Here is a 21,167-nt window from a genome sequence, read left to right on the forward strand (position 1 = left end):
ATGAGAGTAATTATAACGTTATTTTACATAAAATTTTAGACGACATTTCGGTGTATCATTCTGAATGACTTTATGATTTTTTCAGAGTTAGATCGTTTTTAACAAATATTGCTTGCCAGCATTAAAACCATTACAATGAGTTATAATTAACCACTATTTTTATTTTTATGATTACCTATACTGATGCCACTTTAGACGATTTGCCCTTTATTGTTGATGTTTATAACTCTACCATTGCTAGCCGTCAAATTACAGCCGATTTGCAGCCGGTGTCAGTTGAAAGTCGTTTAGTTTGGTTTAATCAGCATAATCCTAAAAATCGACCCATTTGGTTAATCAAATATTCAAATCAACCATGTGGTTGGGTAAGTTTATCCTCTTTTTATGGTCGTGCAGCTTTTGAAAAAACAGTTGAGATTAGTTTGTACCTACATGAGGATTTTAGAGGGAAAAAAATCGGTCAAACAACCATCGTACGCATTGAATTATTTGCCAAACAAGCTGGTATTGAATCCATATTCAGCTATGTTTTTGGACATAATCTTCCTAGCATGAATCTATTTAAAAAAATGAATTATCAACAATGGGCATTATTACCTAAAATTGCCGAACTTGATGGCGTTAAACGTGATTTAGTTATTTTAGGAAAGCATCTGGATTAAATCACCAATCTATTTTTATCTATTTTGTTTTTTTATAGGAAAACTCAACACATGAGCTTTTTAAAATATTTCCAATTTTTATATCATCAAGCCAAAATTACCAGCATTTTAGTCGTAATTAATGTTGCATGGTTTATTATTTCTCGACTTCTTGATATGCGAGGATTATCAGATTTTAGTCAAAGTAAGTTTTTAATTGACTGGGGTGCTGATGTTGCCCAACTCACATTTTCTGGTGAATATTGGCGCCTTTTGACTAATATTTTCATGCATGTAGGATTAGCACATCTTGCTATGAATATGTTAGCACTATGGAGTATTGGCGTTATTTTAGAAAAATTAATAACTCCATTCGCCTTTATTGGAATCTATTTGCTATCGGGGTTATTTGGAAGTTTAGCAAGTGATGTTGCCACAATACATATTAATGTGATTAGCTGCGGCGCTTCAGGGGCAATTTTAGGTATCATCACCGCCCTACTTGCTTACTCATTGATTAATCGTACTGATTTACAAGAGATGCCTATCAAATCCATTGTGGTGAGTTTATTACTCACTGCTGGATTGGGTTTATTACCTTCTATTGATAATATGGCACATATTGGTGGTGCAATAACCGGTTTTATCTTAGGAGGATTAATCACGCTTTGTTTGAGAAAATTTCGATATCAAAGCCAAATCTGTACAATATTAACAGTCCTAATCTTTGCCACTGCAAGTCTAATTTTATATTGGGGTTATCAGCATTATCAATATGATTATTTGATAAATGGTTATAGGTATTAATAAAAAATAAAGGCGCATCAAATGGTGCGCCTTTTTTATGTTTTAGGTATTGTTTTTCATTAATAGCTGCTTAAGACTCGTGCAGGATCGATTTTACAAGCTCTTTGAGCTGGATAATAGCTAGCAACCAAACTTAGCAACATTGCTGTAATAAACACAATCACAACATCAAAAAGATGAATTTCAGACGGTAAAAAGTCAACAAAATAGATGTTACTGTTAAGGATTTTATGCCCCATCAAAGATTCCACAAGTTCCATGATATTTGATAGCTGCCATGATAAAATCACCCCTAAAATCACCCCGATTAAACTTCCAATTAATCCAGAAATGACTCCATACCAAATAAAGATATGTTTAATTAAACGATTAGTTGCACCGAGTGTTTTTAAAATGGCAATGTCACGTTGTTTATCTTTAACGGCAATTACTAATGTCGAAACAATGTTGAAACAAGCGACACCAATAACAACAATCATAGCCAAATACATAATCTGTCTGATCATTTGAATGTCACGATACATAAAGCCGTAAGTTTGTTCCCAACTATTAAACGACAAGTTTTCATCCAGAGCTAACGCTGCCTGGCTTATAATATACCTAGCCTGATAAACATTATCTACATTGACCATAATGCCTGTGACGCTGTCACCCATATTCAGTAACTTTTGTGCATCTGCTAATGGGAGCAAAGCAACATTATTGCTAAGGCTTCCACTTAAATCCAAAATACCGACAACTTGCAAACGCACTCGTTTCGGAGGTTTAAGTTGATTAGAGTCGCTGGATACTGGAATTAATAAAGTCACCCAATCCTTTTCTTTTACAGCTAGCGTTTTGGCTAAACCAGAACCAATAATAATTTGTTGACTATCTGCTTTAAAGTTTTGCCATTGATTATTTAATACATAATTAGGAAGTGTACTTATTGATTTTTCTTGATCGGGATCGATCGCTTCTACTTCAACCGCGCCAAGTTTACTCGCATTCTCAATTAAACCCGTAAAATTAACAAAAGGTGTAGCTGAGACAATGTGACTATTTCGTTTTAATTCGTCCCGAACATCTCGCCAATTATCCAGAAAACCATATTCGGGATAAAACTGGCCATGTGGAACAACGGACAATACTCGATTATGCAGTTCACGCTCAAAACCATTCATTGCACTTAACCCAATAATTAAAGCCGCAATACCTATGGCAATACTGAATGTGGAAATAATTGATATCAAGGACACCATTCCACTTTTACGGCGTCCTTTGCGGAACTTAATGGCAGTGTTTAATGATAAATTCATTGTAATTATCCATTAAATTTTTTCAGTTAATGAACGATTAGACAATTGTCCATCGCGCATAATTAATTGGTTATCAAGTTTATTGGCGAGTTCCAGATCATGTGTGACCACTAAAAAAGCCGTGCCATGATCACGATTCAAACTTATCAATAAATCAAAAATGGAATCAGCCGTGGTTTTATCCAGATTACCTGTAGGTTCATCAGCCATGACCAGTGCTGGATTGTTGATAAGCGCTCGCCCTATTGCCACACGCTGGCGCTCCCCACCAGACAGTTCGGATGGCCTATGATTTGCTCGTTTAACTAAATTAACCGATTCCAGCATTGCCATAGCTCGTTTTTTGGCATCATTAGGCTTTGCACCACTAATTAAGAGTGGCATAGCAACATTTTCTAATGCAGAAAAATCGGGTAATAAGTGGTGAAATTGATAGACAAACCCTATCTCTTGATTGCGAAGGTGAGCTTTTTCTTTTTCAGAAAGCTGATTTAATTGCTGAGACTTAAAAATGATTTCACCCGAAGTTGGTTTATCCAGTCCACCAAGAAGATGTAACAATGTGCTCTTACCCGATCCAGAACTCCCAATAATCGCTAATAGAGATTTCGAATGGATATCAAACGATACGTTTTTTAAAACTTCGGTGACCATTTTGCCTTCATTATAAGTTTTACAAAGATTTTTTGCTGAAAGCAAGATTTGTGAATTATTCATAACGTAACGCCTCGGCTGGTTGAATATTGGCTGCACGATAGGCAGGGTAAATAGTTGAAATGAGCGATAACATAAGTAATCCAATAACAATAACGATAATTTGTGTAGGTTCAACCAGCGACGGCAATTGAATACCAGCAAACGATAATCCAAACAGTTGCATGATTTCATTTAAGTAACAAGCCAGTAACAACCCTATAGCACTACCTAATAGTGTTCCAATAATTCCTGAACTAGCGCCTTGAATAATAAAAATTAACATGATTTTAAATCGAGATAGACCTTGGGTTTTTAAAATCGCCACTTCACCTTGTTTTTCCATCACTAATAAACTTAACGAGGTAATAATATTAAAAGCTGCCACAATAACAATCAAACTGATTAATAGTCCCATGACATTTTTTTCCATTTTGATAGCTTGAAATAGTTCTCCTCGTTTTGCTCGCCAATCATTAAAGACTAGTCTTTCTGGTAATGGAGTGTTTGTTACTGAGGTAATCTCTAACGGCTTATCTAAAAACAAACGCCAACTTGTTATTATTCCTTCTTGATAGCGAAGCAGATGACGTGCATCAGTCTGGTTAACATAAATTAAGGCTTGATTGATGTCATGATTGATTGAAAACAGTCCAACGATATTAAATAACCTTTGTGAGGGAATACGGCCAACTGGGGTGATCTGACTGGCATCAGTTACCATCAAGCGAATTTTATCGCCAACGGTTACACCCAGTTGATTGGCTAAGGTTAATCCAATAATGACATTATATTGCCCAGGCACAAGATCCGATACTGAACCACTATAGACATAATCGTTAATTGGATCACCATCATCTGGGTTGATTCCCATTAACGTGCTGACCATAATACCTTGTTCACTTTGCAAAACGACATCGCCTGTAACTAAAGGTGCCACATGATTAACACCGTTAATTTTCTTAAATTGGTCGCCCGCAATCTTATTAGGATCAATGCGACCTTGCGATGTGGTTATCTGAGCCTGAGGCAAGAATTTTAGTATGCTCCCCTGCATTTGATCTTCTAGTCCATTCATGACCGACAACACAACAATCAAGCCAATGGAGCCAAGCATAATACCGAGCATTGATAACCATGACACAAAGCGACCAAAACCATCAGTCTTTTGCCCATAGACATAACGCAAACCGATAAAAAATACTAATGGACGAAATATTTTTGACATAAACGTATATATTACCTGAAACTTTTTGACAAAGTTTAACGAGTTAATTGCAAAGTGCCTATCATACAGGATTAAACAGTTATAGAAAACAACCTCATACTTACGTTATAATCTAACATTAATTATTCAGCGAAACCATGCAAAATCAACATGTCAAAAACTCTTAATATTTCAACATTAATTCCTAAAAAATCAGGTGAAGTCAAACAAATTGGGCAGTTAATCGGATCATCTCTATCCCAATTTTGTGCTCAAGCCATTGATGCACACGATGGTTTAGTGGTGATTATTACAGATGATATGCAACAAACAACACGTATTCATGAAGAACTGAGACAGTTTTCACCACATCCTGCTATCTTTTTTCCTGATTGGGAAACACTGCCTTATGATAGTTTTTCACCGCATCAAGACATTGTCTCTGAGCGTCTCTCTTGCCTTTATCATTTAGGACATTTGACTAAGGGTGCTTTGATATTACCGATAAATACCTTAATGCAAAAGGTCTGCCCACAAAGCTATTTGGGCGGGCATGTGTTTATCATGAAAAAAGGTCTGCAAATTAGCCGTGAAAACTTACGTTTGCAACTTGAAAATGCAGGTTATCGCTCTGTCAGTCAAGTGATGGAACATGGTGAATATGCAACTCGTGGTGCTCTATTTGATATTTATCCTATGGGCAGTGATAAGCCTTATCGTATCGATTTTTTTGATGACGAAATAGATAGTATTCGCACATTTAATGTTGAATCTCAACGCACACTTGATGAAATAACTGAAATACAATTGTTGCCAGCCCATGAGTTTCCATTTGATAAAACCGCTATCGAACTTTTTAGAAGCCAATGGCGTGAAAGATTTCCGGTCAGATTAGAGCCAGAAAGTATTTATCAACAAGTCAGCAAAAATATTTTACCAACAGGTATTGAGTATTGGCAGGCCCTCTTTTTTAATGAGCCATTAACGCCTCTGTTTTCATATTTCTCAACTAACACACTCATTATTAACACCGTCAATATTGAGGCTCATGCCAATAAATTTTGGCAAGATGTTAAACAACGTTATGATAGTCGTAAAGTCGATCCTATGCGACCATTATTAGAGCCTGTAATCATTTGGTCAAAAACCGACGAAATATTTGCCGATTTTAAAAAATACCCAAGACTGGTTTTATCGCACGAAGTTATCAGTGAATCTAGTAAAAATGTTAATTTGGCTTATTCAAATTTGCCTGACCTTGCGATTGCTATTCAACAAAAAGATCCCTATTGGCAATTCCATCAATTCATCGAAAATTTCACAGGTAAGATTGTCTTTTCGGTTGAATCAGAAGGTCGTAAAGAAGCGTTACAAGAAATTTTAGGACGAATTCGTATTCATCCAACAACGATTAACCAACTTGGTGAAATACATCATGTTGATGATCGCTTCTGTATAATTCTAGGTGCAAGTGAGCAAGGTTTTATTAATCAATCCGATAATTTTGCCTTTATCACTGAAAATGAATTATTAGGTCGCAGAATTATTCGACGTAAAAAAGAAAATAAACAGGCAATTAATACCGATACACTCATTCGAAGTTTAGCTGAATTAACACCCGGTAAACCTGTTGTGCATTTAGAGCATGGTGTGGGACGTTATGCGGGTCTAACCACGCTTGAAACAGGTGGCATTAATGCAGAATATTTGATCTTACTTTATGCCAATGAGACTAAGCTATATGTGCCCGTATCATCTTTAAATTTAATCAGTCGCTACTCAGGTGGGGATGAAGAAAATGCTCCACTGAATAAACTTGGCACGGATGCATGGAGTAAAGCTAGACAAAAAGCGGCCGAAAAAGTACGAGATGTCGCAGCCGAATTACTCGATATTTATGCTGAGCGAGAAAGCAAACCCGGTTTTGAGTTTAAGCAAGATCGAGAGCAATATGAACTTTTTTGTGAAGCTTTTCCTTATCAAGAAACGGAGGATCAACAAAACGCAATCGGTGCAGTAATTGGCGATATGTGTTCGCCTTATGCGATGGATCGATTGGTTTGTGGTGATGTTGGTTTTGGTAAAACTGAAGTTGCTATTCGAGCCGCATTTTTGGCGGTAATAAATCATAAACAAACCGCAGTTTTAGTTCCTACCACTCTACTTGCTGAACAACATTACGAAAACTTTTGTGATCGCTTCGCTAACTGGCCAATCCGTATTGAAAGCTTGTCCCGTTTTAAAACAGCTAAACAGCAACAAGCGATTATTCAAGCTCTAGGTGAAGGTAAAGTAGATATCGTAATTGGTACTCATAAACTACTGCAAGAAGATGTTAAATGGAAAGATCTTGGCTTATTGATCGTCGATGAAGAACATCGCTTTGGTGTTCGCCAAAAAGAACGAATTAAAGCGATGCGTGCCAATATTGATATATTAACCCTTACTGCAACGCCAATTCCGCGTACGCTTAATATGGCAATGAGCGGTATGCGCGATCTTTCGATTATTGCTACCCCACCCGCTCGTCGTTTAGCGGTTAAAACCTTTGTACGCGAATACGATGATCTGGTGATTCGAGAAGCAATTTTACGTGAAATCTTACGTGGCGGTCAGATCTATTACTTACATAATGATGTTTCAGACATTGAAAAAGTAAGTGAAAAACTTGCTGAATTGGTTCCAGAAGCGCGTATTGCCATTGGTCATGGTCAAATGCACGAACGTGACTTGGAACGAGTCATGAATGACTTTCATCATCAACGCTTTAATTTACTGGTTTGTACCACAATTGTCGAAACGGGGATTGATATTCCGAATGCAAATACGATCATCATTGAACGAGCTGATAAATTTGGTTTGGCGCAGTTACATCAGTTGCGAGGTCGTGTTGGTCGTTCTTATCATCAGGCTTATGCTTACTTATTAACGCCACATCCAAAACTACTTAGTAAAGATGCTAAAAAACGTCTAGAAGCTATTGCATCACTTGAAGATTTAGGTGCAGGTTTTGCTTTAGCAACACATGATCTTGAAATTCGGGGTGCGGGAGAATTATTGGGCAGTGACCAGAGTGGTCAAATAGAAACGATTGGCTTTAATCTATATATTGAATTACTTGATGATGCGGTTAAATCACTTAAGGAAGGTAAAGAACCAACCCTTGAATCGCTTCTTAATAACCAGCAAACCGAAGTTGAATTACGTTTACCAACTTTGATCCCTGACGATTTTATTCCTGATGTTAATACCCGACTGTCGTTATATAAACGGATTGCTAGCATTGAAGCAATTGACGAATTAACAGATATACAAATCGAAATGCGTGATCGGTTTGGTAAGCTACCCGATGCCGTACTATTTTTATTAGAAACAACTAAAATTCGTTATCAGGCAAGCAAATTAGGGATCACTAAAATTGAATTTGGTGAAAAAGGTGGTTTTATTGAATTTGGTAAAAACAATAAAATTTCTGTGGATTATTTAATTGAAATGATTCAAAAATCACCAAAAAATTATCGCCTTGAGGGCGCAAATCGATTAAAATTGCTGAGTTCACAATTAGAACGAAGTAATCGTATTGAATATATTAAAAATTTGTTGGCTGATTTTTCTAACCACCAAGAATTATAATGGATAAACTATAAAAAGAGAATTAAGATGAAAAAAAGTATAGTAGCGACAGGAGTTATTGCAATATTAGCATTCGGATATATTGGCACCTCAATGCATACCGGAAACTTAATCGAAGAAAACCTGGACACTGACTTAGCTGTGTTTGCCCAGCAGGTTAACAGTAGTCAACAAATGTTTAATCTACAAATTTCACATAATAATGATGAAAAAGGGATATTTTCGACCAAAACACATCTTAAAGTCACCTTGACACAAAAAAACCAAATAATTAATGATGATGATGGTTCTGTTATTGTATTATATGATGATGATGCAACCATTCATCACGGACCTTTCCCTTTAGCCGCCCTTGCTAATGGTTCATTTTCCCCTCAGTTAGCTTGGTTAGAATTTGCTATAACCGAAAAAACCAATCCAACACTATGGAAATTAGCTGGCAATAAACCTTATATTTCTGGTCATGCTGGTTTAAGTTACAGCGATTATCTTACCGTTAAATTAGCAACTGAAAGCATCAAACTAACCCATTCCGACTTTGATCTTATTGAGGATGACGGTATATTTGAATTAGGTAAATGGAATATTGTATTTGAAAAGCAAAATAATGAATCTGACCTAACGATGCAAGCATCTCTTGATAAACTTAATCTTGTAATAGATCCAAATAACGTGATTTCTTTCAATGGCTTAAATATGTCATTTAAACCAGAACAAAATAAAACTACTGTTGACTATGATATAAATATAAGTAGTTTAAAAATGAAAAGTATTGAATATGGTTCCTATACCGATATTGATTTTAATGATTTAACTTCCAAAGGAAATGTTAATTATAAAGACTATAAGATCAGTGATCAAAGTGAAATTAATCGATTAACTGTATCAACTAATAGAAGTACATCTAATGCAGTTAATAACATTGAATTGAATAAATTCGTTTTAAACCAGCAAATGGAATTAAACCCCAAAAACCACGCGGTTGATGGATCATTATTCACAAGTGTTGATTCAATTATCTATGGCAAACAAAACTTAGGTAATGGTTCATTAGATTTAAACTTTAAAGGTTTCGACAAGAAAGATATTTTTAAAGGATTTTATATGGACTATTTAGATGATTTAGAAGACTTTGTTGAGGACATGCCATTTAATACAACCCTCACACTTAATAAGTTCAACTGGCATAATGATGCGGGTGATATTAATATAAATTTTGTTCTAGATATTAACGATTTAAATTATATTCTTAACAGTGGAGATGACACCGGAAAAGATACTGATGAAAGAATAGATACATTTAAATTAAAAGTTGAAGCTCCATTTGATGTTATGGCTCGATTTTATGCACAATTCGAAAACCCTCAATACAGTGAAGTTACTGAACAACATGTTAGAAGCGTCAAATCAAACATTAAGTTAAGTACTGAAATGTTTTTGGGTAACATACCATTTTTTGTTTTCAATAATGGTCAAACCGACGGTATTTTTTCAGATATCAGTCTCACCAAAGATAGTGATGAAGTTCAAGTCAATGGTGAAATCATGTCAAAGAAAGATTTCTTTTATAATTTTTAATAAATTAAAGTGAACAATTCAATTAGCCTTTTCCGTCAGTTTCACTGACGGAATATTAACCTTTAAACGCTAAAAATAATATATTTATGAATACTCATTCTATACCCAAAAATAAAAATCAATTCAAACGCACCATGAAAACCCGACACTTAATTATGCTATCTTTAGGTGGCGTAATTGGTACTGGGTTATTTTTTAATACTGGATACATTATTGCCACTGCTGGTGCAGTTGGTGCAATAATCTCCTATTTAATTGGTGCGTTAGTGGTGTATTTGGTCATGTTATGCTTGGGTGAGTTAGCTGTTGCCATGCCTGAAACAGGGGCCTTTCATACTTATGCTTCGCGCTTTATCAGTCCCGCTACTGGCTATACAGTTGCTTGGTTATATTGGTTAACTTGGACTGTTGCATTAGGTTCAAGCTTAACTGCTGCGGGCATGTGTATGCGATACTGGTTCCCAGATATTCAAGTATGGGTTTGGTGTTTAATTTTTTGTTTAGTGATTTTTGCACTAAATATTATTACAGCACAATTTTTTGCTGAAAGTGAATTTTGGTTCTCAATAATTAAAGTCATCACCATTGTCGTATTTATTATTGCTGGTACGGCGGCTATATTTGGTTTTATTCCAATGAAAAATGATATGCCTGCGCCATTCTTACACAACATTACTGATCATGGTTGGTTCCCTAATGGCATAATCCCAATAGTCATGACAATGGTATCGGTAAACTTTGCATTTTCAGGAACAGAGCTTATTGGTATTGCTGCGGGTGAAACCCATAACCCTGAAAAATCAATTCCGTTAGCCATAAAAACCACTATTTTCCGATTAATCATCTTTTTTGTTGGCACCATTTTTGTATTAGCTGCACTTTTACCAATGGAACAAGCTAGCGTTGTGACTAGTCCGTTTGTGATGGTATTTGAAAATATTGGCATTCCTTATGCTGCTGATATCTTTAACTTTGTAATTTTAACTGCGATTTTATCCGCAGCAAATTCTGGACTTTATGCTTCAGGCCGCATGTTGTGGTCACTGTCAAATCAAGGTACGTTACCAAAATGCTTTGCTCAATTAACCAATAAAGGAATCCCAACAACAGCTATTGCTGTCAGTATGTTAGGAGGATTATTAGCTCTATTTTCAAGTATCATTGCTCCTAATACCGTATTTGTTGCTTTAACGGCAATTTCTGGATTTGCAGTTGTAGCGGTATGGTTAAGTATTTGTGCTTCTCACTATTTTTATAGAAAACAATTATCTACATCCGAGCAAAAAAACCTTAAATTTAAAGCTCCATTATATCCATTTGTGCCAATTTTAGGTTTTATTCTTTGTCTAGTTGCTTGTATCGGTTTAGCGTTTGATCCTGAACAACGTATTGCGCTATATTGTGGCATTCCGTTTGTGATTGTTTGCTTTATTGTTCATCATTTAACCCAAGCATTGAAAAAACAAGTTAGAAATCATGAAAGATAATAATCCTATAAAACTGATTTTAGAACAGAAAAAATACATGATCATTGATGGAGCGTTAGCAAGTGAACTGCAACGTCGTGGCTGCGATCTTAATGACAATCTATGGTCAGCCAAAGTATTAATTGAACAGCCTGAATTAATTCAACAAGTACATTATGATTATTTTAAAGCTGGTGCCGATTGCGCCATTACTGCGAGCTATCAAGCAACGCCAATGGGATTCGCCCAAAAAGGGATTGAGCTGGAAGAATCCATCAAATTAATTAAAACCAGCGTAAAATTAGCCCAACAAGCAAAAATGCAATATCTAAACGATATAAAACAGGATAAAGCTCTCTTAATTGCCGGTTCCGTTGGTCCATATGGCGCTTATCTTGCCAATGGCTCGGAATACACGGGCGATTATCAGCTTAGCGAGAGTGAATTTATTGCATTTCATAAAGATCGGGTTACAGCACTTATCGATGCAGGTGTAGATATTTTAGCCTGTGAAACGATGCCATCATTTTTGGAAATTAAAGCTTTGGTTAAATTAATACAACAATTTCCAATGGTTAATTGCTGGTTTTCATTGACATTAAAAGATCAACAACATATTAGCGACGGAACACCATTAACAGAGGTTATTGAATATCTAAATAGCATTGAGCAAATTGTCAGTGTTGGCATTAATTGCATCGCCCTAGAAAAAGTTACACCTGCTTTAGGAGTACTAAGTAAACTAACCAGTAAACCGTTGATTGTTTATCCTAATTCAGGCGAGGAGTATGACCCTACCACCAAACAATGGCATAAAAATCATCATCACAACTGTACTTTTGCCAATCAGTTAGATACATGGATAAAATTAGGTGCCAAATTAATCGGCGGTTGTTGCCAAACAACCCCAGAAGATATTGTTGAAATTCATCAATTATTAAATAAAAAATAGCTTTATTTTGTCCACAACTATCCCTATATAAGTACTTATGTAAAACAACCTAACAACTGCCGAATTTATATTAATTCGGTAGTTGTTATTCAATAATTAATTAAATTTTTTATCGTGAGTAATTATAAGTTACCGTTGCTTTAGAAATGAAATGCGAATTAACCATAAATCCAATTAACGCTGGTGTAGTTTGTTCATTTACGTCTATATGATCAATATCAAGTGCATATAATGTAAATTGATAACGATGGTCAGATTTTTCAGGAGGACATGGGCCGCCGTAACTCGCTACCCCAAAGTCATTACGCACCACTTGGCTACCTTTAGGTAATAGATCAGGGTTATTACCAGCAGAACGCTTAAGTGCAGTTACATCAACAGGAATATTAACTACTGTCCAATGCCACCAGCCAGAGCCCGTCGGCGCATCAGGATCATACATAGTTACTACTAAACTTTTTGCATCTTTAGGTACATTATGCCACGAAATATTGGGTGATATATTTTCTCCTTGGCAACCGAATTGATTATAAATAAATTTATTAGTAAAACCATCTTTGACAAGATCAGGAACAGCTAACTGCATTTCGGATGCTAAACAGCTCGCAGACCCTAACATTAAGGCACAACACATTATCGGTTTTAGTTTATTAATCATATTCATATGAATCCTTATATATTATTTTATTAAATTAATACAATTAAATTTTGTGGATACTATAAACGTTGTTTATGAAAAGATAAATATTATTTTTTTGATTTATTTAAAATAATAATTAGTTTGTTATTTTAATATTTATATAATTATTTGCGTTAGATAAACATATTAATTACAACGGTATATTTGTAAAAAATATTCAGATGTCTATACCGTTTCATTTTTTATCATTACTTATTTTATTATTTAATATTTTCTATTTTGGCATAAATCGTTTGTATTAATTTATTTTTTAAAAACATAGTGTTATGTTGTTAAAATTTTATTATTTACGATATTAAAATGATAATACGTACTTTTTAACTAATGTTGTAACCAATATAATGAAGTTTGTAATGTAGTTTTCTTATTATGATAGATTTAAAAAGCATCATCGCGAATGAAAGACCAATAAGCATTATCTTGAAATTCATATCGCATTAATAGAATAAATAAAGGTTTATTGTTTTGCTTTTCAATAGGATAGCTGTATTATTTTTCCTTACGCTTGCATCTTAATGAAATAAGGCAAAAATAATAAAAGTGTCATCATAATTATTATTATGGTTTAGTATAAACTTCAGTGTAATGAATTTAAATACTATTAACAAATTTAATCTATTATTAGTGGAATTATAATACTTTTTTCAAAGGCATCATCATTTTGATTTTTAATATAATTTTCTAAAAGTTCGTAACTAACAATTAAACTAAAATTCAAATGATATTCAATTGAAAATTGATTTTCACTATAATCATTTTCAATCAAATAAATATTGGATAATTCCATAACTTCATTCGTTAATAGCTTGGTTATCTTTCAACAAAATGTTGAACCACATCCATAATCATCTAGTTTAAAATGATTAGCAAAATTTACATTTTCCATTCTTCAATTCAATTGAACAGGAAAAGAATTAAGATTTTTAGTCAAATCTTCGCTATCTTGTTTTGCAAAAACATAATTGACAGAATTAAATTTAATTATGAACAGAGATAAAATAATATGATTGTAGAGTGATATTCTAGCTCGATGTTCTAGTTTTTGATTCTGTTAATCCATTGATTATTTTATTAGGTAATATGTAATCTAAATTCACCCAATCTACCAGATAATTTGCTGATCTTTTAAAAGCTCCCCTGCTTAGTATTAATAAGGTGTGATTAAAGGCATATCATTATGTAACTCAATAGTGTATTCAGACATAATATCTATTAAACATTTTTCGTCAGTACATAAATCTCTTTTTCTGATAAATTCTTTCTGTCTGTTGTTAATTTCCCCGAACTCTTGTAAAGAATCATTGTAGATATAATCCTTTCTTATATTGAAATAGATATCATGAATACTTTTATCTAACCCAGAAAGATACATATTTTGACAGATCAGTTTTTCAGATAATTTTTTGGCATTATGACAAGAAAAACTAGGTTTAACGTTCTCTTTTTCTATGCTTTTTAACTCTAAGATTGAATCATAAGTATTTATTATTAAATATTCATTCTTTTTTTTCTCATAAAGTGTCCAAGTTTCATTGATATTGGGACAAAAAATATCTATTTGATTTATTGGTTGCTCTATTTCAATATCAAAAGATTTTGCTGTTAAAATTTCATCTTTATTTCTTGCCATATTATTATTGAGTAAGTCATCAAAATTAATCTTAAATTTTTTAATCTTATAATTTAAGCAAGTTTCAATATTACTATCTGAAAAAATATTCGTTTTTATACTATGTTCATCTAATTCAAATATTCTATAAAGATATATTGGATCATCTGAAGTTACTTTTTTTGTATGGATTGTATCGCTAATGTATACTTTTGATACAATCCAAGTTTTAGTATGATCGGCTTTTGTTAAAAATGAAATAAATGATAAAAATAGAAAAGTTAATAAATAAAAATAACGAAACATATGCTTTCCTAATAAATCCTTGCTGAACAAATCCTTACTTGTCTTTGTTTATTGTTTTTTATAATTAACGATATAATGTTATTACAAAAAAGTTTTTTTGATCTCAATATTTTATCCATTAGGTATAATATTTAAAATATTTCTCATAATTTATCTAAATAAGCACAGCCTTCAAAAACTTGACCTTTATAGTTTATAAAAATTTCATATATTGAATCAGGTTCATCAATATTGATTTCACATTTAGATTCCTTATTAAGAGCTCGGATTAATCCAATAACACCATTTTTTGAATGAAAAAAAGCGACAAAATTATCTGTTATAGCAGAGTTTTTTATATCGATTTTTATTGCTATGTTGTCTTCTTTCAAATGAAGAAACTGTAATCTATTTTTAGTTATTTTTGCATTCCAAAATGGTTCATAGCCACTTGCATAAAACCCGATTGAATTATTGGTAACTTTATTCCAAAATTCTGTTGGTGATAACATATCTATCTGTTGCATTTGTTCTACTTTGGCTTTATTTATCCAATCTATCGTTCCTGTGTTTAAATCCATAAAACTCTGTTCATTATTTTGTGTACTTCCTAAATATAAATATTCCTTATTTGAAGAATCAATAAATACCTCTTGGGCTAATAGTAATTTAGGGAAAATCAATAAAATTAAAACTAGAAATTTCATAGAATTGCCTTAATTTTTATGAGGATTACCATCTAAAACAAGGGAATATAGATAATTATCCTTTGTATATAATTTGTTAGATTCAGCCTTGTCACCAACAACGTTCATAATTAAATTGTTAATGATTATTTATAAATATTTTTTTATCAACTTGGATAAATCTCTAGAAATATTTACCTTTCTCTGAAAATCAAATAGGCAATTATCTATTTTTAGAGCGTATTTTTTTGGTCTTAATCTTAGAAGCCAGTTGACAAGCATCGGTTAAATCATTTTTGCAAGCTTGATTAAGCCACAATAATGCTTGCTGGTAATTTGATTGAGCCATTTGAATAATACCTAAGTTAAGTTGAGCAAACGCATTATTTTTTTGCGCTGCTTTTTCATACCAATAAACCCCTTTTTTGTAGCTATCTAAATCTGAACCCAATCCACCAGTTGTTAAATATAAATTACCTAATTCAACTTGGGCGGGTATATAATCTTGTTGAGCCGATTTTTCTAAAAAATATAATGCTTTTGAATTGTCTACTTCAACACCAAATCCAAATAGATAATCTATGCCTAATTTATATTGAGATTTTGTATGATTTTGTTTTGCGGCTTTTTCTAACCAAATAAGCGATTGTTTAGAATCACCGCGCTCTGAATAAATAACAGATAAAGCAAATTCAGCTTCAGCATATCCTTGTTCTGCTGATTGCTGATACCAATAAAAAATTTTATCATTATATTTTCCATCAACGTTTTTCGATAACAACAAATTTGCTAAATGATACTGAGCAACCTTATCTCCATTTTCTGCTTTAATGATTAAATTATTTTCGTTATCGATATCAGCCTTTGCAAGATTTATTACCAACAAAATGCAAGTTAATCCGACTGCTGTAATAAATTTTTTATTGAGGTATTTCATTAAGTTCTTCTTCCTCTGTTTCATATAAATCATCATAATTATATATTTTTTTAGTTAATACCTTACCATTTTTATCATAAGTTGTAATAATCTTATAATCTTTGCCAAACTCATCAGGATGATAATAATTCGTGCGAACAGGCATACCTAATAAATCATATTCATACCAATTACCTACAGAAATACCTGTCGCATTATAATGCCCTTGGCAACCCTGTTCTTTAGTTTGACCATTTGGATAATAAATAATGCGTAAAGAGTAACAAAAAGGACCACTATGATTAGCGGCTGACCGTGCTGCACGAATATCAATGTGTTCTTTTTGATTATTGGCAAAAACATTGTCAAACAAGAATAGTGGAATGAGTGATAAAAAAATTATTCTTTTCATTATGTAATATCCTTATAATCTTCCTTATAAAATATTTTGGGAAATAACTATCATCTGACAGTATTAAATTACTAGTTTTAAATAGCTAATTTTATTTGATACCCGTTCATGTCCATTTATCGAGAATGAATTTATCCACATCGAGGTGATTAGTCAGCTCACGGATGGATAGGTAACCATTTTATAAAACAGAATCAATAGATTATTATTTAACTTAAACAATAGTTTTCATTAAAAATAATTATAATAAACAATCTGTTATTTACGATATCAATATTAAATTTGTACTATGTTATATAACTGTTAAACCAATTTGTTAGCAATTAATACTGTAAAAGTTGTAAATTCTTTTGAAATAAAAAATCGCAACAATAAGTGAATATCTCCTTAGCGATTTACTCTAAAGCTTTTCTAATATTAGTTTTTTTCTGGAAGTAATAATGCTTTTTTAACAAGATAATATTCACCTTCAGGAGCATTAATTAAATCCCAGCTTAAATTATTACCTTGAATTGTTATAACCGCTAAACCATTTATACCGCCAAAAGTACTATCAAAATGAACTTTAATTTTATTGTCAATTAAGGTAGAAGAAAAAAGAATAGGACAATCATTTTTATTACCATACTGAATAATTGAACATACTTCGCCATTAACTTTGTCATTATCCTCAAATTTTAACTCTATTGAGAAAATACTATAGGGTATTTCATTATTATCTGTATAGATTTCTTCAGTCCAACAGCCTTCTTTAGGTAATGCATGTAAATAATTAAAGTTAAACAGAAACAATAAAATAAAAAGTATTTTGAATATACAATTAATTTTCATTCAATCTTTACCTTTAAACAATCATCAACTCTATTTAGTCAACTCAGGATTGGCAACAATGTCAATTTTAGTTTCAAATGTTTTTTCGTGCCGTGTATGTTGTTTTATTAATCTTTGATACAAGCATCAATAGCAGAACAGTGAAGCCATTTTTTAATTATCTTATTTTTTTTTGTTGTATAATTAATCTCATAAAAATTATTTTGTGATCGTACTAAATCAACGATATCTCCCTTGATCAAATACATATTTGTCATATTATTTTTATCGGGTTTATCAAATAGGTGGGATTTCATAATAATATTGTAAGAATTTTCGTAATCAACTACTTTATTGCTTACAATACAATTCCCTTTTACTGTACCATTTTCCCATCCATAATAGGTAGGCCGTATTTTATGAAACCAATCATCATCATTCATTAACTCATTTAGCTCTTGATTGATTTGATGGTAACAATAAATAGTGGTAACATCTGTATCCGATGACCACACTTGTGATTCGAAACTTACTTTATTTAGCGTAAATAAATTTCTATTTTTATTAAATCCTATATCATAATATATTTTAAAATGACCTCGATCAGGGAAATGAGTAATCACCCTAATGATATTATCCTCATCATATCGAGTTAATATTTTCTCGACATGATTTCCAGCATCCTCATCAAAACTTGGAATTTTTGTAATTAATTTATTATTTTGATAAAGTTCAATAAAATCTTTTTCGATTTCGGGATTAAATTTTGCGCGGTTAACCACATTATGATCGATATTAAATGTGACTTTTTCAGCATATGAATTTCCAAAAAAAATCATCAAAAAGATAGTTAATATTAATTTAAATTTCATTATTGTATTTTGCCTTGATTAAGGTATTTACTAATCCTTTTTTAGTTAAATAGTTGCCTAGCTTATTTATTTTAAAAAAATACTTTATACGAATTATTTTCAATTTCTACCATTCAAATAATTCCATATAAGATTATTTTTATCGACGGAACAAAGTTTATTAACTGATTCAAGATTAGAATATTTTTCATTACTCCACTGCTATGCAGTTCATCCATACCTTTCTTCTATTTTTTAGATATTTACTTAGTTAATAATGTGATCAATCACAATTTTAATGAAGTTCTTAATAATTTAATTACCTTAAACAAGTTAAATATTTTGTTTAAGGCTCATCTCCAACCTCTACTACAGCTTTTTCACAATCCAGTCTTTCTTTTTTAGTACATTGTCTTAAATAATAATTAACACCATCTGGAATAGCTTCACAATACTTATCTATATAAGTATATTTTTTTTCTTTATTATTAAAATAATATAATTTTTTTAATAAAACATTAGATGAATAAATAACTACATCGCCACATGTTTTTGTACTGGTTGCTATTTTATTTTCTGAATCAAACTGAATCGAATATCCTTCTAAATTCGCTTCAATATATTTATTTTGTGAATCATCATAGATGTAATATATTTGTGGGACATTGACGGCATAAGATTCACTATTATTCAGAGAAAAATCATTTTTATTACCATCAAAATCAAAATCACCGATTCGTATAGCTTGAAATGTATGAAAAATATACCCTTTTGAACTTTTAATAGTTTGTAATAGCTCCCCATTTTTTTTACTGTAAACATTGATGCCAGTAATTTTAATATCTTCTTTTTTCTTTTTGGATAATACGACTTTAAAATAAAAATCCTTGGTTGAGTTCATTTGCAAAAATTCAACATTTTTGAATTCAATATTATCAAATAATTGTTTAGAATCTTTCCAATTTCTATCATCACCATTTTCCCATTCTACATTATATTCGAATTTTTTTTCTAATTTGAAATCACCAAATATCTGTGAATAGCCAAACAACTCATTGCTTTCTGAGTTCAACTTGTTAAAGCTAAAATCAAAGTTTTTAATGATTAAGGTATCCTTACCACTAACTGTATCAATCGTTGTATAATTTTCAAAATGATAGTCGTTTTCTATTTTTTTAGGAGCCCCCATATACTCAATTTTCTTTGTTTTATCTTCAATATAAATAATATGAAAGTTACTATCAGATGTGGCAAACAAATAAAATTCAACTTTATTATCTCCCATATTTCCGCTGTAGACACGATAGATGGCCTCTGTTACTTGCGGAATAAGAAAAACCATCATCATTATATATTTTATTGTTTTCATTATTTAATTCATCTTAACTTATTAAATTACTTAAACAGCACAAAAGATAACTAATTGTTGTTATTCATCTTTTATAATTAACACCTTTAAACAATTTGATTGTTCTCTAATATGCCTATTTTAAAATAGGCATTTCTATAATATGGTGTTTAATCCGCATATTCATCTATCAGTAATTCGCTAGCTTTTTGGCAAAAAAGTTTCTCCTTTTTATTGCAGGCGCGTGAAAGTAGAATTTTTTCTCCGTTTTCCGAGTATTTAATTAATTCACATTTTGAATTAGTAAGAGTGTATTTTTTATCATCTGAATATTCATACAAATCTGTAATAGTAGCCCTTGTCATTGCCGTTTTTATAGGACATATTTTCTCTTTTTTTGCGGTTTTTTTATCTGAATCAAAGGTAATAAATCGTCCAGTCAAATTTAGATAAACAAATTTGTTTTGTTTTTCATCATAGGAAAAATACGCATCAATTACATTACTATCGTTGATACTCTCTTTCGATTTAGAAATATAGAAATCGTTATCTTTCCCATCAAAATTGGCATCGCGATTTGTATATATACTAGTAAACGAAAGAAAACCAAAATCTTTCAAATCATTGATTGTTTGAAGTAAGCTACCGTCTTTTTTACGATAAACATTTATTCCAACAACTTTTAGAAACTCTCCTTTCTTCTTTGAAACAAGTGTTTTAAAATAATAATCTTTGGTTGATTCTCTTTGTATAATTTCTTCTTTTTCAAATTCAATATTATTCTTTAATTTTAAATTATTATCATCATTATATGTAAATTCATAATCAAATTTTCTAACTAATTTAAAATCACCATATTTTTTAGAATAACCTTCTAAATTTTGATTCAAGATTATTGAGCGATCCTTATTAAAATCAATGTTTTTTATTACTATGGTATCTATAAAATCTTCACCAAAATTAGTTTTAGGAACGTTGAAAACTAACCCATTTTCAATTTGAGCATTATGAATATTATCAAGTTGCTTTGGCTCAAAAGAATCATTATTAAGATAAATAATATTTATATCATTGTCATAAAAGGCATCAAAATAAAGCTCCACCTTATTTTTTCCAATTGTACCCTCATAAATAGTGTAATTAGCTAATGCAAAATTAGAAAAAAACACCATCATAATAAATAAAACTTTTTTTAAATTTATCATTTAAATAATTCCATATGAGATTATTTTTTCGACGGGACAAAGTTTATTTTGTGATTCCAGTTTGGAATAT

At 31.8% G+C, this 21,167-nt stretch carries 18 protein-coding genes; 6 read left to right on the forward strand and 12 right to left on the reverse strand.

The features are described from left to right. The first annotated feature begins 167 nt into the window (after positions 1-167). Together H3T96_RS11625 and H3T96_RS11630 are read left to right on the forward strand one after the other, a co-directional pair. Positions 168-662: a GNAT family N-acetyltransferase gene (locus tag H3T96_RS11625; RefSeq protein ID WP_144092797.1), complete on the forward strand. Its 495-nt coding sequence runs from the start codon at positions 168-170 to the stop codon at positions 660-662. A 51-nt stretch (positions 663-713) separates the two neighbouring features. Continuing rightward, positions 714-1,448: a rhomboid family intramembrane serine protease gene (locus H3T96_RS11630; RefSeq protein ID WP_144092799.1), complete on the forward strand. Its 735-nt coding sequence runs from the start codon at positions 714-716 to the stop codon at positions 1,446-1,448. 59 nt (positions 1,449-1,507) lie between these two features. On the opposite strand, the gene lolE is transcribed toward H3T96_RS11630, so the two are convergent. The 3 genes from lolE to lolC are packed head-to-tail and all read right to left on the reverse strand — an operon-like array spanning position 1,508 to position 4,658. Then, positions 1,508-2,752 carry a lipoprotein-releasing ABC transporter permease subunit LolE gene (gene lolE / locus H3T96_RS11635; protein WP_198248658.1) on the reverse strand — a complete coding sequence of 415 codons (1,245 nt, stop codon included), beginning with the start codon at positions 2,750-2,752 and terminating at the stop codon, positions 1,508-1,510. A 6-nt stretch (positions 2,753-2,758) separates the two neighbouring features. Continuing rightward, positions 2,759-3,463: a lipoprotein-releasing ABC transporter ATP-binding protein LolD gene (gene lolD, locus H3T96_RS11640; RefSeq protein WP_039126359.1), complete on the reverse strand. Its 705-nt coding sequence runs from the start codon at positions 3,461-3,463 to the stop codon at positions 2,759-2,761. Then, positions 3,456-4,658, reverse strand: a complete 1,203-nt coding sequence (gene lolC, locus H3T96_RS11645) for a lipoprotein-releasing ABC transporter permease subunit LolC (protein WP_144092840.1) — start codon at positions 4,656-4,658, stop codon at positions 3,456-3,458. The genes lolD and lolC overlap by 8 nt, the downstream gene beginning before the upstream one ends. Before the next feature lie 159 nt (positions 4,659-4,817). On the opposite strand from lolC, the gene mfd reads away from it, so the two are divergent. From mfd to mmuM, 4 genes are all read left to right on the forward strand, one after another. Next, positions 4,818-8,279, forward strand: a complete 3,462-nt coding sequence (mfd, locus tag H3T96_RS11650; RefSeq protein ID WP_144092803.1) for a transcription-repair coupling factor — start codon at positions 4,818-4,820, stop codon at positions 8,277-8,279. A gap of 27 nt (positions 8,280-8,306) precedes the next feature. Further along, entirely contained in the window at positions 8,307-9,857 is a 1,551-nt protein-coding gene (locus tag H3T96_RS11655; RefSeq protein WP_144092805.1) for a DUF945 family protein, read from the forward strand. Between the two features lie 86 nt (positions 9,858-9,943). Beyond that, a complete protein-coding gene (mmuP, locus tag H3T96_RS11660; protein WP_144092807.1) occupies positions 9,944-11,344 on the forward strand; it encodes an S-methylmethionine permease in 1,401 nt (466 codons plus the stop codon). Continuing rightward, a complete protein-coding gene (gene mmuM, locus H3T96_RS11665; RefSeq protein ID WP_144092809.1) occupies positions 11,334-12,275 on the forward strand; it encodes a homocysteine S-methyltransferase in 942 nt (313 codons plus the stop codon). Before mmuP ends, mmuM begins: the two co-directional genes overlap by 11 nt. 109 nt (positions 12,276-12,384) lie before the next feature. Here the strand turns inward: mmuM and H3T96_RS11670 are convergent, their stop codons facing one another. The 9 genes from H3T96_RS11670 to H3T96_RS11710 all read right to left on the reverse strand — a co-directional run bounded on the left by H3T96_RS11670 (position 12,385) and on the right by H3T96_RS11710 (position 21,097). Then, on the reverse strand, positions 12,385-12,939 hold the full coding sequence (locus H3T96_RS11670) for a YbhB/YbcL family Raf kinase inhibitor-like protein (protein ID WP_198248655.1): 555 nt from the start codon (positions 12,937-12,939) through the stop codon (positions 12,385-12,387). A gap of 1,183 nt (positions 12,940-14,122) precedes the next feature. Then, complete coding sequence (locus H3T96_RS11675) at positions 14,123-14,890, reverse strand: hypothetical protein (RefSeq protein ID WP_144092811.1); 768 nt, start codon at positions 14,888-14,890, stop codon at positions 14,123-14,125. Positions 14,891-15,033: 143 nt separating this feature from the next. Further along, positions 15,034-15,576 carry a hypothetical protein gene (locus H3T96_RS11680; RefSeq protein ID WP_144092813.1) on the reverse strand — a complete coding sequence of 181 codons (543 nt, stop codon included), beginning with the start codon at positions 15,574-15,576 and terminating at the stop codon, positions 15,034-15,036. A gap of 202 nt (positions 15,577-15,778) precedes the next feature. Then, positions 15,779-16,492, reverse strand: coding sequence for a tetratricopeptide repeat protein (locus H3T96_RS11685; RefSeq protein ID WP_186279278.1), 714 nt, complete (start codon positions 16,490-16,492; stop codon positions 15,779-15,781). Next, complete coding sequence (locus H3T96_RS11690) at positions 16,476-16,883, reverse strand: hypothetical protein (protein WP_144092817.1); 408 nt, start codon at positions 16,881-16,883, stop codon at positions 16,476-16,478. The genes H3T96_RS11685 and H3T96_RS11690 overlap by 17 nt, the downstream gene beginning before the upstream one ends. Positions 16,884-17,300: 417 nt before the next feature. Next, the gene (locus H3T96_RS11695; RefSeq protein ID WP_144092819.1) at positions 17,301-17,714 is read right to left on the reverse strand and encodes a hypothetical protein; all 414 of its coding nucleotides are present in this window, start codon (positions 17,712-17,714) and stop codon (positions 17,301-17,303) included. 107 nt (positions 17,715-17,821) lie between these two features. Beyond that, positions 17,822-18,565: a hypothetical protein gene (locus H3T96_RS11700; RefSeq protein WP_144092821.1), complete on the reverse strand. Its 744-nt coding sequence runs from the start codon at positions 18,563-18,565 to the stop codon at positions 17,822-17,824. A 325-nt stretch (positions 18,566-18,890) separates the two neighbouring features. Then, positions 18,891-19,913: a hypothetical protein gene (locus H3T96_RS11705; RefSeq protein WP_144092823.1), complete on the reverse strand. Its 1,023-nt coding sequence runs from the start codon at positions 19,911-19,913 to the stop codon at positions 18,891-18,893. Positions 19,914-20,062: 149 nt separating this feature from the next. After that, complete coding sequence (locus H3T96_RS11710; RefSeq protein WP_144092825.1) at positions 20,063-21,097, reverse strand: hypothetical protein; 1,035 nt, start codon at positions 21,095-21,097, stop codon at positions 20,063-20,065. Positions 21,098-21,167: the final 70 nt, after the last annotated feature.

Origin of the sequence: Gilliamella sp. W8136 (genome assembly GCF_016101285.1) — a bacterium.
In the GTDB taxonomy this organism is placed as follows: domain Bacteria; phylum Pseudomonadota; class Gammaproteobacteria; order Enterobacterales; family Orbaceae; genus Gilliamella; species Gilliamella apicola_N.

Excerpts from the sequence above, each read along its gene's own strand:
- H3T96_RS11625 (WP_144092797.1), top strand. The coding sequence starts at position 168 with ATGATTACCTATACTGATGCCACTTTAGACGATTTGCCCTTTATTGTT.
- H3T96_RS11630 (WP_144092799.1), top strand. The coding sequence starts at position 714 with ATGAGCTTTTTAAAATATTTCCAATTTTTATATCATCAAGCCAAAATT.
- lolD (WP_039126359.1), bottom strand. The coding sequence starts at position 3,463 with ATGAATAATTCACAAATCTTGCTTTCAGCAAAAAATCTTTGTAAAACT.
- mfd (WP_144092803.1), top strand. The coding sequence starts at position 4,818 with ATGTCAAAAACTCTTAATATTTCAACATTAATTCCTAAAAAATCAGGT.
- H3T96_RS11655 (WP_144092805.1), top strand. The coding sequence starts at position 8,307 with ATGAAAAAAAGTATAGTAGCGACAGGAGTTATTGCAATATTAGCATTC.
- mmuP (WP_144092807.1), top strand. The coding sequence starts at position 9,944 with ATGAATACTCATTCTATACCCAAAAATAAAAATCAATTCAAACGCACC.
- mmuM (WP_144092809.1), top strand. The coding sequence starts at position 11,334 with ATGAAAGATAATAATCCTATAAAACTGATTTTAGAACAGAAAAAATAC.
- H3T96_RS11670 (WP_198248655.1), bottom strand. The coding sequence starts at position 12,939 with ATGAATATGATTAATAAACTAAAACCGATAATGTGTTGTGCCTTAATG.
- H3T96_RS11675 (WP_144092811.1), bottom strand. The coding sequence starts at position 14,890 with ATGTTTCGTTATTTTTATTTATTAACTTTTCTATTTTTATCATTTATT.
- H3T96_RS11680 (WP_144092813.1), bottom strand. The coding sequence starts at position 15,576 with ATGAAATTTCTAGTTTTAATTTTATTGATTTTCCCTAAATTACTATTA.
- H3T96_RS11685 (WP_186279278.1), bottom strand. The coding sequence starts at position 16,492 with ATGAAATACCTCAATAAAAAATTTATTACAGCAGTCGGATTAACTTGC.
- H3T96_RS11690 (WP_144092817.1), bottom strand. The coding sequence starts at position 16,883 with ATGAAAAGAATAATTTTTTTATCACTCATTCCACTATTCTTGTTTGAC.
- H3T96_RS11695 (WP_144092819.1), bottom strand. The coding sequence starts at position 17,714 with ATGAAAATTAATTGTATATTCAAAATACTTTTTATTTTATTGTTTCTG.
- H3T96_RS11700 (WP_144092821.1), bottom strand. The coding sequence starts at position 18,565 with ATGAAATTTAAATTAATATTAACTATCTTTTTGATGATTTTTTTTGGA.
- H3T96_RS11705 (WP_144092823.1), bottom strand. The coding sequence starts at position 19,913 with ATGAAAACAATAAAATATATAATGATGATGGTTTTTCTTATTCCGCAA.
- H3T96_RS11710 (WP_144092825.1), bottom strand. The coding sequence starts at position 21,097 with ATGATAAATTTAAAAAAAGTTTTATTTATTATGATGGTGTTTTTTTCT.